8 protein-coding genes are annotated in these 15,167 nt (G+C 72.8%); 1 reads left to right on the top strand and 7 read right to left on the bottom strand.

Annotated elements, in window-relative coordinates; genetic code table 11:
* Positions 1-78: 78 nt before the first annotated feature.
* Complete coding sequence (gene smpB / locus GY170_RS16605; protein ID WP_163895693.1) at positions 79-549, bottom strand: SsrA-binding protein SmpB; 471 nt, start codon at positions 547-549, stop codon at positions 79-81.
* An 803-nt stretch (positions 550-1,352) separates the two neighbouring features.
* Here smpB and GY170_RS16600 point away from each other — a divergent pair.
* Positions 1,353-2,576, top strand: a complete 1,224-nt coding sequence (locus GY170_RS16600) for a winged helix-turn-helix domain-containing protein (protein ID WP_163895691.1) — start codon at positions 1,353-1,355, stop codon at positions 2,574-2,576.
* A 16-nt stretch (positions 2,577-2,592) separates the two neighbouring features.
* Here the strand turns inward: GY170_RS16600 and GY170_RS16595 are convergent, their stop codons facing one another.
* The 6 genes from GY170_RS16595 to GY170_RS16570 all read right to left on the bottom strand — a co-directional run bounded on the left by GY170_RS16595 (position 2,593) and on the right by GY170_RS16570 (position 15,092).
* Entirely contained in the window at positions 2,593-2,751 is a 159-nt protein-coding gene (locus GY170_RS16595; RefSeq protein WP_163896299.1) for a Trm112 family protein, read from the bottom strand.
* 158 nt (positions 2,752-2,909) lie between these two features.
* Positions 2,910-3,542, bottom strand: coding sequence for an LON peptidase substrate-binding domain-containing protein (locus GY170_RS16590; protein ID WP_163895689.1), 633 nt, complete (start codon positions 3,540-3,542; stop codon positions 2,910-2,912).
* Positions 3,543-3,569: 27 nt separating this feature from the next.
* Positions 3,570-4,490: a thioredoxin family protein gene (locus tag GY170_RS16585; protein WP_163895687.1), complete on the bottom strand. Its 921-nt coding sequence runs from the start codon at positions 4,488-4,490 to the stop codon at positions 3,570-3,572.
* 632 nt (positions 4,491-5,122) lie between these two features.
* Positions 5,123-7,141, bottom strand: coding sequence for a penicillin-binding protein 1C (gene pbpC / locus GY170_RS16580; protein WP_163895686.1), 2,019 nt, complete (start codon positions 7,139-7,141; stop codon positions 5,123-5,125).
* A 74-nt stretch (positions 7,142-7,215) separates the two neighbouring features.
* Positions 7,216-12,648, bottom strand: coding sequence for an alpha-2-macroglobulin family protein (locus GY170_RS16575; protein ID WP_163895684.1), 5,433 nt, complete (start codon positions 12,646-12,648; stop codon positions 7,216-7,218).
* A gap of 146 nt (positions 12,649-12,794) precedes the next feature.
* Complete coding sequence (locus GY170_RS16570) at positions 12,795-15,092, bottom strand: transglycosylase domain-containing protein (RefSeq protein WP_163895682.1); 2,298 nt, start codon at positions 15,090-15,092, stop codon at positions 12,795-12,797.
* Positions 15,093-15,167 lie beyond the last annotated feature (75 nt).

Here is a 15,167-nt window from a genome sequence, read left to right as displayed (position 1 = left end):
GATAGCAGAGCCGTCCCGCCGCTGGCAACGGGGCCCGGGGCCGCCGCCGCACACGGGAGGACACGGCGCGGCGAGCGCCTACCCGTGCTCCTTCAGAAGCCGCTGTTTCTGGCGGTTCCAGTCGCGCTTGGCCTGCGTCTCGCGCTTGTCGACGGTCTTCTTGCCCTTGGCCAGCGCCACCTTCATCTTCACGATGCCGCGGTGGTTGAAGTAGAGGACGAGGGGGACGACGGTCATCCCCTCGCGCTCGGTGCCGTTCCACAGCCGCGAGATTTCCCGCCGCGAGGCCAGCAGCTTGCGCTTGCGGCGCGGCTCGTGGCCCCAGGTCTTCGCCGGCTCGTAGGGGGCGATGTAGCTGTTGGTGAGCCACAGCTCGCCGTTTTCCACAGAGGCATAGCTCTCGGCGATGTTGGACTGGCCGACGCGCAGGGATTTGACCTCCGAGCCGGTCAGCACGATGCCGACCTCGAGGTCATCCTCGATGGCGTAATCGAACCGCGCGCGGCGGTTCTCGGAGATCACCTTGTAGTTGTCGCTGTCCTTGGCCATGGCCCGCCGAGATAGGCGCTCGGGGGGCATCTGTCCAGTTCGGCGGTGCTGGTGGAGGGGATCGGGCGGTGGGAGCGGCTTCCCCGGGGCGGGGGGCGATGGCGCCGTGGGGCCCTGCTCGGACGCCGCCGCTGCTTCCCCTCGCGCGGAATCAAGGCCGCAGGCCGCCGCGCGAGCGCCGGCCCGTCCCCGCGGGCTGGCGCTCTGGTGGGGCTGAGTGCTTCGCGGTGAGCGAGGAGGGGCTTGGCGGGCATAAAGCGCATTGCTCAGCCGTTGGAGCGCCGCCCCACGGGCCGGCGTGCGAGGTTGGTGCATATCGCGGGCCAAGGATGGTGGGTTGGAAACCCACCCTACGAGACCCGCTCGGAACGAGGGCTCCGGAGCCCCCGCCGCCGCTCCTTCCCCCGCGCGGAATCAAGGCCGCAGGCCGCCGCGCGAGCGCCGGCCCGTCCCGGCGGGCTGGCGCTCTGGCTGGGCTTGGGGCTTCGCTCAGGGCGGGGAGGGGATTGGCCGGCATAAAGCGTGCAGCGGGACCGTTGCAGCGCCATCCCACGGGCCGGCGTGCGAGGGTTGCGCTTTTGGAAGGCGGCATGGGGCGGATGTCTCACCCTGCTTGGATGCGGGGGAAGGTGGGGTGGAACCCCACCCTACGGGGTCCGCTCTCGCCCCTCGCCATGCACCGGCTCGCCATGCACCGGCTCACGCTCAGCTAACGCGGGCCCCGCCCCCAAGCGCCGGCGTCAGACCGGCCCCACCCCCCACCAGTCGTTCCCTTCACCCCCTGCCCCCGCTAGCGTGGCGCCATGAGCCTGCCCGTCCTGTCCAACCCGCTCGCCCGGCGTCTGTTCATGGCGCGGCACCTGCTGCTGGCGCCGCCCGGGGGCTCGGGGCGGGGGGCGGACCTCCGGGCGCTGATCGGGCGGCTCGGCTTCGTACAGCTCGACAGCGTCAACACGCTCGCCCGGGCGCATGACCTGATCCTCTTCTCCCGCATGGGCGCCTACCGGCCCCCGGCGCTGGGCCGGCTGATGAGCCGCGAGCGGGCGCTCTTCGAGCACTGGACGCATGACGCCGCCGTCATCCCCGTGGAGTTCTTCCCACACTGGCGCCACGTCTTCGCCCGCTTCGAGGCCGGGATGCGGGAGAAGTGGACGCGCTGGCAGGGAGAGGGCTTCCTCGACCAGTTGGATGACGTGCGCGCCCATGTCGCCCGCGGCCCCATCACCTCCGGCGAGCTTGCGCCGGAGGAGCCGAGGGGCGGCCCCGGCGGCTGGTGGGAATGGCATCCCTCCAAGGCGGCGCTGGAATGGCTTTGGCACACGGGCGAGATTACCGTCGCCCGGCGTGACAACTTCCGGAAGGTCTACGACCTCACCGAGCGCGTGATCCCACCGGAGCATCTCTCCCCCCGGCCGAGCGGCGAGGAGAGCCTCGACTGGGCCTGTCGGGAGGCGCTGGCGCGGCTGGGCTTCGCCACCTCCGGCGAGCTGGCCGGTTTCTGGGGCAAGCGGATGGTGCCGCCGGAGGACGCGAAACGCTGGGTCGCCGGCGCGCTGGGCCGGGGCGAGGTGGAGGAGATCGCGGTGGAACAGGCCGACGGACGCCTGCGCCGCTCCATCGCCTTCCCCGGCCTCTCGGAGGAGGCGGCGGCGCTGCCGGAGGCGGGCGGGCGGATGCGCGCCCTCTCCCCCTTCGATCCGATGCTGCGGGACAGGGCGCGGGCGGAGCGGCTCTTCGGCTTCTTCTACCGGATCGAGATCTTCGTGCCGGCCGAGAAGCGGCAATGGGGCTACTACGTCTTCCCGCTCCTGCAGGGCGAGCGGCTGGTCGGCCGGGTGGACATGAAGGCCAGCCGCGAGAAGCCCGGAGCGGCGGAGGGGGCGCTGGAGGTCCGCGCCCTCTGGCCCGAGCCGGGCGTGCGCTGGGGCAGGGGCCGGCAGGCGGCCTTCATGGCGGAGCTGGAGCGGCTTTGCCGCTTCGCCGGGCTGGAGGAGGTGCGCTTCGCGGAGGGCTGGCTCAGGGCGTGAGGGGCGGCCCCTGCCGTCAATCTTCCTTCAGATTGCGCGCCTCTTCGGTGAGCATCACGGGGATGCCGCTGCGGATCGGGTAGGCGAGGCCGATGGCGTGGGAGATCAGCTCCTGCCGGGACTTGTCGTAGGTCAGCGGGCCGCGCGTCTCGGGGCAGACCAGCGCCTCCAGCATCCGCGGGTCGAAGGCGGCGGGGCGGCGGGCGGCCGCGCCCTCCGGCGCATCGGCGGGCGTGGCCTCGGGGGGCAGCTCCGGCGCGTCGCCCGGTCCGGGCGCCCCGTCTGCGAGCGGTGCCTCGTCTTTCTCCGGTGCGTCCTTCGGCCCCTCGCCGGTCACTGCATCCGCTCCTCGCCATGGCCGCCGCGGAGGGAATACTCGATCAGCGCCTCGAGCACCTCCCGGCGCTTGGTCAGGGCCGGCGCTTCGAGGAGGGCCTGCTTGTCCTCCGGCTCGAAGGGGCAGAGCATCGAGAGGGCGTTGATCATGATCTCGTCCTCCGCCGCCTCCAGCGCATCCCAGTCCGTCGAGAGTCCCTCGGAATCGAAGAAGCGCTTGAGCAGGCCGAGGAAGGCCGTGCGGTCGAGCGCGGCATCGGTCTCCGCCGGGCCGCGATCGGCGCGGAACTCCGCCCAGTCGACCTTGGCGCGGCGGTAGGGCGTGAAGCCCTCCACCTCCTCCACGAGACGAAAGCGCGAGCGGCCCATGAGGGTGATCATGTAGCGGCCGTCATCAGTCTCGTTGAAGCTGGTGACGCGGCCGGCGCAGCCGACGCTGTGCAGCCCGCTGTCGTCGCGCGTGGGCTGGATCATCCCGATCAGCCGCTCCGGCGTCTTCAGGACGTCATCCATCATCGCGAGGTAGCGCGGCTCGAAGATCTGCAGCGGCAGGCGGGCGCGGGGGAGGAGCACCGCCCCCGGCAAGGGGAAGAGGGCGATGGTCTCGGGCAGGTCTGCGGTGCGGCTCATGGCAGCCAAGCTAGCGCGCCCCGGCGATCAGGCAAAGATCATGGAGGAGAGCCGCCGCCGCCCCGTCAGCACCACCGGGTCCTTCGGGGAGAGCGCCTCGAAGATGGTGAGGAGCTGCGTCTTGGCAGCGCCGTCGTTCCACTCCCGGTCGCGGCGGAAGAGCTCCAGCAGCTGGTCGACCGCCTCCTGCGTCTGCCCGGAGGCATGGAGGGCGGTGGCGAGGTCGAGCCGGGCCTGGTGGTCGGTCGGGTCGGCCTCAACTTTGGCGCGGAGGTCGGCGACGGGGCCGGCATTCTCCGCCTGGCGGGCGAGGGCGATCTGGGCGCGGGCGGCCTCGATCTCCGGCGCGGCGTGGATGGCGGCGGGGGCGCCGTTGAGGACGGCCTCCGCCTGGTCGATCTGGCCGAGGGCGACGTGGCAGCGGATCAGTCCGCCATAGGCGGCGGCGTTCTCCGGCGCCTCGCCGAGGATGGCGGAGAAGGTCTCCGCCGCGTCGGTGACGGCGCCCTGCTCGAGCATCTGCTCGGCGGCGGCGAGGGCCTCCTCGAGGCCGCCGTCATCCTCCGCCCCGTCGCCGGCCATGGCGGCGAGCTTGGAGACGAACTCGTCCACCTGGCTGGGCGGCAGCGCACCCTGGAAGCCGTCGACCGGCTGGCCCTGGAAGAAGGCATAGACGGTGGGGATGGACTGGACACGCAGCTGGCCGGCGTAGCCGGGGTGCTTGTCGACGTCGATCTTGACGAGCTTCACCTTGCCTTTGGTCTTGGCGACGGCGGCCTCGATGGCCGGTCCGAGCTGGCGGCAGGGGCCGCACCACGTCGCCCAGAAGTCGACGATGACCGGCTGCTGCTGCGAGGCCTCGATGACCTCGGCAATGAAGTTCTCGTCCGTCCCCTCGACAACGACGCTGTCGGTGGCGGGTTTCTGGCTGTCGCCCATGCCCAGCATGTCTGGCTCCCTCACGAAATCGGGTTTGCCCCTATATGTGCATGCCGGCGCCGCGTTCCAAGCGGAAAGGCGGCGTGGGAGCGGGAATGGGGGCAGGTCGGAGCGGTGGCCGGAGGGTGGAGGGCGGCATGTAAGCCGGGCTTCAGCCCGGCACGCCTGCAGCTGGGGTTGCCCTCGGGTTTCGCTGAGGGCCCGGTCGGGGCAGGCGCCGCTCTCAGCCGGGCCCTGACCTCGCACGCCGGCCCGTGGGATGGCGCAGCAACAGCGCTGCCGCGCACTTTATGCCAGCCAAGCCCCTCCCCGCCCACAGCTGAGCACCAAGCTCAGGCAGAGCGCCAGCCCGCCGGGACGGGCCGGCGCTCGCGCGGCGCCTGCGGCTTGATTCCGCGCGGGGAAATGAGCGGAGGCCGCGCCTCCCAGAGCCCTTGCCCTGAGCGAGCCCCGTAGGGTGGGTTTCCAACCCACCATCCCTAGCCCGCCATATGCGCCGCCCTCTCACGCCGGCCCGTGGGGACGGGCCGGCGGTCGCGCGGCGGCCCACGGCTTTGATTCCGCGGGAGGGAAAAAAGCGGCGGCGGGACCGCCTTGGCGACCCGCAGGGCGGGGGTCCACCCCACCGCCTCCCCCACCCTCTACCGCATCTCCACATGCGCCGAGGCCGACCGCCCCTCCGCGTCGATCACCGTCAGCGAGGAGAAGCCGGCGCCCAGCGCCAGCGGCACGTCCCGCCGGTGGCTTTGCGCCACCACGGCGCCGTTCGCCAGCCACGTGAACGGCCCCGCCCCGTCGGAGACGCGGGCGACCAGCGCGTCGCCCTCCACCAGGGCGCCGTCGGGCGGGAAGGCGATTCGCGGCCCCGGGTCCTCCGCCGCCGCTCCCGCCGGGGCGAAGCGCTGGAGCGGCGCCGGCAAGGCCGCCCCGGCGAGGATCAGCGTCTCCGGCGGCGGCGGGGGCAGGGGCACCCGGCGGCCCTCGATGCGCTCGAAGGCGGCGAACATCACCGGCGCCGCCTCGGCCCCGCCGAAGACGCCGGGCACCGGCGTGCCATCCGCCCGCCCCATCCAGACCGCCACGACATGTGCCCCGTCGAAGCCGACCGACAGCGCGTCGCGGTGGCCGTAGGAGGTGCCCGTCTTGTAGGCGACCTCCGCCTCGCGGATGCCTAGGGGGCGGGGCGTCTCCGACAGGATGTCGGCCACCTGCCATGCGGCGGCGCGGCCCATCAGCTTCGTCGGGCGGAAGCCGGGCGTCGGGCCGGGGGTGAACCGCAGGTCCACCCGCGTCCCGCCATGCGCCAGCGCCGCGTAGACCGCCGTCAGATCCGTCAGCGACAGCCCCAGCCCGCCGAGCGCGATGGCCAGCCCGGGGGCCTGCGCGTCGGGGAGCTGCGGCGAGGCGCCGGCGCGCAGCAGCGCGGAGTAGAGGTGCTGCGGACCCATCGCGTCCAGCAGCGCCACGGCGGGCAGGTTGAGCGAGAGCTGCAGCGCCTCCCGGGCGCGGATGTCACCCCGGAACAGGCCGTCGAAGTTCTGCGGGCGGTAGCCGGCGAAATCCATCGGGCGGTCGGAGAGGATCGTCTCCGGATGCGCCAGCCCCCGGTCGAAGGCGAGGCCGTAGATCAGCGGCTTGAGCGTCGAGCCGGGGGAGCGGGGCGCGCGCGTCATGTCGAGGAAGCCCTCGCGGCTGTCCGCCGAGTAGCCGGCCGAGCCGACGGAGGCGAGGATCTCCCCCGTGCGGTGATCGGCCACCACGATGGCGACCTGCTGGCGCTGGCCCGCCTCTCGCGCGGCGCGGGCGGCGAGCGACTCGATCCGCACTTGTAGGCCGGCGTCGAGCGTCGTCTGGATCACCTCCGCCAGCGGGTCGGCGGCGCGGGCGCGATCCGCCAGATGCGCGGCGAGGAGGGGGAAGGCGCGGCGGCCGGTGGGGCTCGGCTCCGTCATCGCTGCCAGCCGGGCCTCCTCGGTGATGACGCCGGCGCCGTCCATGCGCGCCAGCACCCGGTCGCGGGCGGCGCGGGCGGCCTCGGGGTGACGGTCGGGGCGGCGGCCCTCCGGCGATTGCGGCAGTGCGACGAGCAGGGCCGATTCCGCCGCCGTCAGCCGGTGCGGCGGCTTGCCGAACCACGCGTAGGAGGCCGCGCGCACGCCCTCGATATTGCCGCCGAAGGGGGCGCGGCCGAGGTAGATCTGCAGGATCTCGTCCTTGCTCAGCCGCTGTTCCAGCGCCAGCGCCACGCGGATCTGCCTCAGCTTGCCGTCCAGCGTGCCGGTCGGGCCGTCCTCCAGCAGGCGGGCGACCTGCATTGTCAGCGTCGAGCCGCCGGCGACGAAGCGCTGGTAGCGGAGCGCTTGCCACGCCACGCGGGCCATCGCGACGGCGTCCACGCCGCCATGCTCGCGGAAGCGCTTGTCCTCGTAGCGGATGAGCATCTCGATGTAGTCCGGGTCCACCGCGTCGAGGCTCACCGCCAGCCGCCACCGCCCGTCGGCCACGGTGTAGGCGCGCAGGAGCCGGCCCTCGCGGTCGACCACCTCGGGGGAGTGGGTGACGGCCAGCGGCGGCAGGTCGGTCGCCGCGATCCAGGCGGAGACCCGGTCGTGCCCGAAGGCGGCCAGCCAGAGGAGGGCGGCCAGGGCGACGAGCCCCACCGCCGAAGCAGACGAATTCCGCGCGGAATTCGTCTTCGGAATTCGCGCGAATTCCGGCTTCCGGCGCCGCCTCCTCACTCTGTCACCACCACCTGTCCCGGATCCGTCCGGGCACGCATCTGCGGGCGGTACATGTCTTCCACGTGGGCCGCAGGGTGGTGGTAGCTGCCGGGGGAGACGGCGCGGGCGATGTAGGCGAGGCGGAAGGGCCCGTCGGAGCGCCAGTCGACGGCGGCGAGGAAGCGGTCGGCTCGGAACTGGGCGCTCTCGGCATAGGCCGGGTCGAGCCAGTCCAGCGCCGAGATGTCGCCCGCCGCGAGGAGGTTCGGGTTGTCGATCTCGAAGCCCGCGGGCAGCGGGTCCTCCACCATCAGCCGCGCCTCCTGCCGGCCGAAGGGCGTGACGGTCAGCACCGTCACGAGCCGCGTGCCGGCGGCGACGGAGGTGAGCTCCACCGGCGCGCCCTCCATCGTGTAGTAGGCCCGCTGGATGGCATAGCCGTTGCCGCCCGCCGCCTCCGGCACCTCGGGGACGCCGAAGGCGGTGACCGTCAGCTCCGTCGCCTCCCCGCCATTGGTGACCTCCACCGGCGCCGCCCCCGCGCTCTGCTCGCGCAGGCGCACCACGGGGCCGTCCGGCGGGGCGCCGTTCACCGTCACCCCCGTCTCGCGCAGGTCGTCGATCAGCGCGTCGGCGGCGAGGAGGGACCATGCCGCCTCCTGCGTCGAGGGCTCGCCGGCGGCCAGCGCGGCGGAGAGACGGCGGGAGAGTCCCGCCCGGTCCACCGCGTAGCTGCCGGCCTCCACGGCCAGCGCCAGCACGGCGGCGATGTCGCGCCGCTGGGTGCCGTAGTCGATGCGCCAGACGGAGGAATCGGGCTCCGGCGGCAGCGTCTCGATCAGTCCCTGCGCGCGGGCGACCATCGCATCGGCCCGGCGCTGATCGCCGTAGAAGGCGAGCGCCGCGCCGAGCTGGGCGGCGGCCATGGGCGTCGTGAAGGCCGCGGCGCGCTCGTCGGCGAAGTAGCGCAGGTCTCCCACCGCCGCGGCGCCCTCGCGGGCGAGGACCATCAGCGCATAGGCGATCTCCTGCCCGCCCTCCTCGAAGTCAGGCGCGTAGTTCACCCGGTTGCGCAGGTTGTCCATCGCCCGCTCGAAGGCGAGGTCGGGCACGGCGTAGCCGGCCTGCCGCGCGCGGGAGAGGAAGTCGGTCACGAAGGCATCGAGCCAGAGGTCGCCCGAGTAGGGCCCCCAGAGGCCGAAGGCGCCGTTCGCGGCCTGGTTGCCAAGCACCTCGCGGATGGCGTCGTTGACGCGGGCGGCCACCTGCGGCGCGCTCGCCAGCTCCATCGCCTCGGCGACGTCGGAGAGGTAGAGCAGCGGCAGCGCCGTGGCGGCGATCTGCTCGGTGCAGCCGTAGGGGTAGCGGTCGAGCGCGGCGAGGAGGCCGGGCGCGTCGAAGCGCGCCAGCGGGCCGACGGAGAGGGTCGCCTCGCCGGTGCCGGGGAGGAAGCCGGCGAAGACCTGGTCGTTGAAAGTGAACGTCTCCCCCGGGCCGAGATCGAAGCGGGAGATGCGCATGACCTCGGGGTCATTGACCTCGATGCCGAGCCGGAGGGACTTCTCCAGCACCTCGCCGCCGGGCGTGGTGATGCGGATGTCGATCTCCGCGACGCCGGCGTCACCGGCGGTGATGCCGAGGGCACGCACCCAGCGCCCGCCCTCCTCCAGCTCCGCCGTCAGCGTTGCGGGGGCGTCGAGCGTGACGCCTCTGGCGGCGATCTCCACCTCGGCCGCGCCGGTCGGCCCGTCGGCATGGGTCAGCTCCAGCAGCAGCCGCGACGTGTCGCCGGGGGCGAGGAAGCGGGGGAGGGTCGCGGAGAGGACAACGGGGTCGCGCACGACGACATCCTCGCTCGCCTGCCCGACGCCCGTGGCGCTCCACGCGACCGCCATCAGCTTCACCGTGCCATTGAAGGCCGGCAGCTCGAAGCCGATCTCCGCCCGGCCATCTGGGCCGACGCGCACGGGGCCGGCGAAGAGGGCGACCAGCTCCTCGGTGGGCGGCGGCGCCTCGGCGGCCATCGCGGCGGCGCCGTCACCGCCGGAGCGGACGGTGCCCATCGCGCCCTGCAGCCCGTCGATCAGCCGGCCGTAGAGGTCACGGATCTCCACCCCGAGGCGGCGCTGGCCGAAGTAATGTTCCGACGGGTCGGGCGCCTCGAAGGCGGTCAGGTTGAGGATGCCGACATCCACCGCGGCGAGGGTGACATAGACCTCCTCGCCCGGCGCGAGGCCGGCGATCTCGATGCCGGTGGTCAGGCGCTCGCGGGGGCGCACCTCCTCCGGCACATCGAGGCTGACGGAGAGCTGGCGCTCGCCCGGCGCCACCTGCGCATAGGCGATGCCTAGGGCGCGAGCGGGGTTGTGGCCGGCCTCCACATCCATGGGCCGCAGGACGGAGGCGGAGACATAGGCGCCGGCGCCCCATTCCTCCGTCACCTCCAGCGGTATCAGGTTCTCCCCTTCGGAGACCTCGACCGCCTCGATATGGACGACGCGGTTCGTCAGCACGGTGACGAGCGCCGTGCCGGCGAAGCGGGGCACGATGCGCAAGGTGGCGGTGTCGCCGGGGGCGTAGCTCTCGGCATCCAGCGAGGCGTCCAGCACGTCGGGCGTGTCGGCGGCGCCCTCGGGGACGTACCAGCCGGCGTAGAACTCCACCGACGACGCGACATAGGCGCCGCCATGGCGCTCGACGACGATCTCGTACTGCCCCCAGTCGACATCGGCCGAGACCTCCACCGGCTCGGCGCCGAGCGTGGCCTCGCCTTGGGCGACGCGGGTGCGGGTGGTCACCGGCTCCCAGTTCCACGCGCCGGCGAGTCGGTACCATTGGTAGCGGGTCTCGACGCGGTTGACCGTCCACTGGACGTCCATCCGCTGCGGCGAGAGGTCCGGCGCGAGCGCGATGAGGGAGAAGGCGGCGGCGCTGTTCTCGGCGATCACCTCGTCGCCGAAGGCGGGGCGGATGCCGATCATCGGCTGATCAGGCAGGACGGTCGTGCTGGTGCGCCGCTCCACCGGGCGGCCGGAGAGCTCCGCCACGCGGGCCTTAACGGTCAGCTCCAGGGGCTGGGAGAGGCCGGAGGCCTCAGGCAGGGCCAGCGCGATGTCAGCCGCGCCGTCCGCCGCCGTCTCCTCGCCGCCGAAGCTGGCTGCGCGCGGCTCGACCGGCGCGTCGTAAAGGCCGAAGCGGTAGCCGGGATAGGCGTCGATCTGCCGTCGGGCGCGCAGCACCAGCTCGCCCTCCACCGGCAGGGCGGCGGCGGGGGCGCCGAAGAGGTAGTCGGCCTGCAGGGCGAGGCGGGGAACGTCGCCGAGGGCGATGACCTCCGGCAGCGACAGGTCGAAATCGAGGCGCTCGGGCAGGAAATCCTCCACCAGCACGGTGGTGGTGGCCAGCGGCGGCGTCTCCATGTCCGTCTTCATCTCGATCCGCCACGTGCCGCGGGGGGCGGTCTCCGCCACCGGCAGGGCGAAGACATGGCCGCCGAGGACGCCATCGGCGCTGGTCTGGCGGGCGTATTCCACGCCGTCGGGGCGGTAGAGGATCGCCGTCAGCGGCACGCCGGGCAGGGCCTCCACCTCGCCTGCGCGCATCAGGGCCGTGGCCCAGATCGTCTCCCCGGCATGGTACGCGCCGCGATCGGTGGTGAGGAACACGTCGATCGGCCCGGCCGCCTCGCGCCCCTCGACGCCCCGGTCGGAGAGGTCGAAGGCCGGGTCCGTCAGCGACAGGAAGGCCATGTCCGCCTCGCCGGAGCGCACTGTGACCAGCCCGGGCGCCGCGGCCCCGAGGCCGCGCACGAGGCCGGCGTCGAAGGTGGCGAAACCCCGCGGCCCAGTCACCGCCGTGCCCAGCACGGCATTGGCGCGGGAGAGCAGCTCCACCTCCGCCCCCTCCACCGGCCGGGCCGTGCCGAGCGAGCGGATGGCGACGGTCAGCCCGTCCGCCCCTTCCATCGTGGTGATGCCGAGATCGGAGAGGATGAACCATTGCGCGGCGGGCGGCTCGTCATAGGGGTCCGCCCCCGGCACGGCGGCGGTGAGGACATAGAGGCCGGCGTTTCGCCCTTCCAGCGCCTCGTCCATCGGCAGGCGGGTGGTGACATCCTCGTTGAGCGGCGCCTCCAGCTCTGCCGTGCCCTCCCAGATTTCCGTCCCGATCTCGTCGGCGAAGTAGTCGCGCGTCCACGGGGGGAGGGTGGAGGAGAAGACATCCTCCTGCATGGCGCGGATGATGTTGCGATCCGACACCGCGTAGAGCGTCAGGTCGATGCCATCGAGGTTCACGCTCTCTACCGGCAGGGCCACGTCGCCCCTCGCCGGCAGCACGTAGGCGCGCGAGGGGAAGTGCACGCCGGGGGAGCGGTCGCGCACGTACTGGGCGATCTCCACCGGGGAGGGCAGCTCCTCGCCCGAGGCGGCGGGCAGGCCGGGGCGGAAGATCAGCCGGTAGCGGCTGCCGTGGGTCACGCCGTCGACGCAGAGCTGCCGGCCGTCCACCTCCACCGTCAGGGACTGGTCGGGCAGCTGGACGTAGGGCGCGTAATCGACGCCGGCCTGCACGAGATCTTCGGAGAACTCGGCGCAGATGCGGGGGCGGGCGCTGTCACTCTCCACATCCGTGTTCACGATGCGGAAGCCGTAGAGGCCGATGGCGCGCTCCAGCGCCGCCTCGGTGTCGCGCCGCGGCTGGATGCTCTGGGCGAGGCGGAGGGCGGGAATCATCTCCTGCCCCCGGCTCGCTTCTTCCAGCGCGGCGGCGAGATCGGAGAGGATCGTCGCCTGCAGCTCGGGCGATCCGGCGCGGAGGTAGGCGTTGACGAGGGCGGGCACGGCGCGGCCGCGGGCCGTCTCCACCTGCGCCGGTTCGCCGTCGTCCAGCGTGCGGGCGAGGTTGCCGTAGGCCATCCAGAGATCCGCCCGGTCGCTGAGGGAGAGCGCCGCCCCCGTCAGCCGCCAGCGCGCGAGGCCGGCAGGCTGGGCATCTGCGGCGGAGAGGAGCTCGGCCGCGGTGAGCCCGTCGGCCGCGTGGTGGCGGCCGATCATCAGCGCCAGCTCCCGCGCCGCCGCCAGCGTGCCGGCATCGAGGAAGAAGAGATCGGCGGCGCGGGTCTCGGCGCGGAGGAGGGCATCGGGCGTGGCCGCGACGATGTCGGCCGAGATGGCGCCCTCGTAGGGCGTCTGGCTGGTCACGCCGCCCTTGAGGAAGCAGGAATTGTTGCGCGTGTTGAAGGTGAAGGCCTGGCAGAGGCCGTTATCGAGGCAGGCCGCCTGGCAGGCATCGAGCGTGGTGTCGAAGATCTGCTGCAGGTCGGCGCCGTAGAAATCCACATTGCGCGAGATGGCCGGGTGCCGCTCGGGCATCGCCTCCTGCGCGGGGCTGGCCAGGGGGAGGAGGGCGGCGAGAACGAGGCACAGGGCAGACAACAGGCGCGACATGGGGACCCTCCGGTATTCCCGGTGACGGTCGCACGGCCAGCCCGAGTCGGACAAGCGCCGGCCCGTGCACGGGCGGTGGGGATTTCCGCCATTTCCGGCGTGGCGCAACCGCAGGGCGAGAGGGAACGACGGCCCCCGGCGGCGGGTCAGCCGCCGCCGAGGATCGCGTTGAGCGCGTCGCGGATGGAGCCGGAGCTTTCCTGCGGCGCCGGCGTCGCCGGGGCGAAGCCGGCATTGTCGCTGGAGGCGGTCGCGCCGGGGTTGGCGGGCGCCGCCGCGTTGCTGCCGCCGCCGCCGAGGATGTTGTCCAGCGTGCCTTCCACCGCCGCGGCGGACTGGTCGCGCGCGGCGATGGGGGCGTCCATCGGCAGGGGCGTCGGTGTCAGCGGGGCGAGGATGCGGGCCATGGCCTCGTGCCAGATCTCCGCCGGCAGGCCGGAACCGGTGACGCCGGTGAGCGGCGTGTTGTCATCGTAGCCCATCCAGACCCCCACCACGTAATCGGCGGAGAAGCCGATGAACCACGCGTCGCGCGCCGCCGAGGTGGTGCCTGTCTTGCCCGCCAGCTCCCAGCCGTCGACGCGGGCGCGGCCGCCGGTGCCGTTCTCGACCACGTCGTGCATCATGTAGGTGAGCTGCCGGGCGGCGGATTCGCGGATCACCCGCTCGCCGATGCCGGAGCGGGTGGTCATCAGGGGCTCGGGGTTCCCCTGGAAGCGCAGATCGACGATGCCGTAGGGCGTCACCGAGGAGCCGCCGTTGAGGATGCCGGCATAGGCGCCCGTCATCTCCAGCAGCGTCGCCTCCGAGGCTCCGAGCGCCAGCGCCGGGCCGTCGGCGAGATCGCGGTCGATCCCGAAGCCGTGGGCGACGAGGCGCACGTTCTCCAGCCCCGCGCGCATGGCGACGCGCACGGCCGGCACGTTGCGGCTCTCCCGCAGGGCCTGCAGCAGCGTGATGGAGCCCTCGAACTCGTGGTCGTAGTTCGACGGGCTCCACGGGCCGGAGCCGGGGACGTCGATGGTGATCGGCGTGTCCTCGATCATGTCCATCGGCGAGGCGCCGAGATCGAGCGCCGCCGCGTAGCTGAACGGCTTGAAGGTGGAGCCGGTCTGCCGCAGCGCCTGCGTGGCGCGGTTGAAGGCGAAGGAGGCGCCGACATCCCGCCCGCCGACCATGGCGCGCACGGCGCCGTCCGCGCTCATCACCACAATGGCCGCCTGCGCGTTGGAGCTGTCGGCGACCTTGGTCTCGAAGATCGTGGTGATCGCATCCTCCGCCGCCCGCTGGATTCGCGGCTCCAGCGTGGTGCGGATGATCACGTCCTCCGTCGTGTCCCGGGTGAAGAACTCGGGCCCCGAATCCATCACCCAGTCGGCGAAGTAGCCGCCCCGCTGCTCCGCCGCCGCCTGGCTGAGGGTGGCTGGGTTGGCGCGCGCCTCGGCGGCGGCGCTCTGCGAGAGGTACCCCTGCTCCTCCATCAGGCCGACGACGAGGTTGGCGCGATCCTGCGCACGGGTGAGCGAGTTGGTGGGGGCGTAGGAGGAGGGCGCCTTGAGGAGGCCGGCAAGCATCGCCCCCTCCGCCGGCGTCACCTCCGCCGCGGAATGGCCGAAGTAGAGCTGAGCGGCGGCCTCGAAGCCGCGGGCGCCGGCGCCGAGATAGGCGCGGTTGAGGTAGATGGTGAGGATCTCGTCCTTGGTGTACTTCGCCTCCATCGCCATCGCGTAGACGGCCTCCACCGCCTTGCGCCACAGCGTGGTGCGGCGGCAATCGGCCTCGTACTCGGCCTCGCTCTCCCATTCCGCCGGGTCGAAGGGCCGGCCGAGGCAGAGCAGCTTGGCCGTCTGCTGGGTGATGGTGGAGCCGCCATGCCCCTCCAGTGGGCCACGCCCCTCGCTCATGTTGATGCGCACGGCGCCGAGCATGCCGCGGGGCGAGATGCCGAAGTGGCGGTAGAAGCGCCGGTCTTCCGTCGCCACCACCGCGTTCTTGAGGTGGCGGGAGACGGTGTCGGCAGTGATCATGCCGCCGTATTGCTCGCCCCGCCACGCGTAGGTGGCGCCGTCGCGATCCGTCAGCGTGACGGAGCCGCGGGCGCGGCCGTCGACCAGCTCGTCCACGTCCGGCAGGCCGGCGGCGTAGATGAGCACGGCGCCGCCGAGGAAGAGGCCGAAGGCCACGCCGACGCGCCAGCCGACACCCCAGAGCAGGCGGCCGATGAAAGCGAAAAAGCCGAGAACCCAGCCGACCGGCCCGCGCCGCCGGCGCGGCGCCTGGCGCGCGGCCTTGGGCGCGCGGCCCTTCCGGCCGCCGCCGGAACTGCTCGCGGCCTTGGGCCCGGGCTTGCCGCCCTGCCTGCCGCGTTCGGCCTTCTTCTCCGCGCTCTTGCCCGGATAGCGCCGGTCGGCCACCAGCGGCGGCCGCTTCGAATTGTTTGCCATCGGTTGCCCTTGAGCTGCTCGTCTCGGGGGGATCCCGGCCTTCTGGGCCGTCTTTTGCGGCGAGCATAACCGCAT

Source organism: Pseudoroseicyclus tamaricis, from assembly GCF_012070395.1.
GTDB lineage: Bacteria > Pseudomonadota > Alphaproteobacteria > Rhodobacterales > Rhodobacteraceae > Pseudoroseicyclus_A > Pseudoroseicyclus_A tamaricis.
This window is presented reverse-complemented; position numbering and strand designations above follow the sequence as displayed.

Excerpts from the sequence above, each read along its gene's own strand:
- GY170_RS16575 (WP_163895684.1), bottom strand. The coding sequence starts at position 12,648 with ATGTCGCGCCTGTTGTCTGCCCTGTGCCTCGTTCTCGCCGCCCTCCTC.
- GY170_RS16590 (WP_163895689.1), bottom strand. The coding sequence starts at position 3,542 with ATGAGCCGCACCGCAGACCTGCCCGAGACCATCGCCCTCTTCCCCTTG.
- GY170_RS16570 (WP_163895682.1), bottom strand. The coding sequence starts at position 15,092 with ATGGCAAACAATTCGAAGCGGCCGCCGCTGGTGGCCGACCGGCGCTAT.
- GY170_RS16585 (WP_163895687.1), bottom strand. The coding sequence starts at position 4,490 with ATGCTGGGCATGGGCGACAGCCAGAAACCCGCCACCGACAGCGTCGTT.
- GY170_RS16595 (WP_163896299.1), bottom strand. The coding sequence starts at position 2,751 with ATGCTGGAGGCGCTGGTCTGCCCCGAGACGCGCGGCCCGCTGACCTAC.
- GY170_RS16600 (WP_163895691.1), top strand. The coding sequence starts at position 1,353 with ATGAGCCTGCCCGTCCTGTCCAACCCGCTCGCCCGGCGTCTGTTCATG.
- smpB (WP_163895693.1), bottom strand. The coding sequence starts at position 549 with ATGGCCAAGGACAGCGACAACTACAAGGTGATCTCCGAGAACCGCCGC.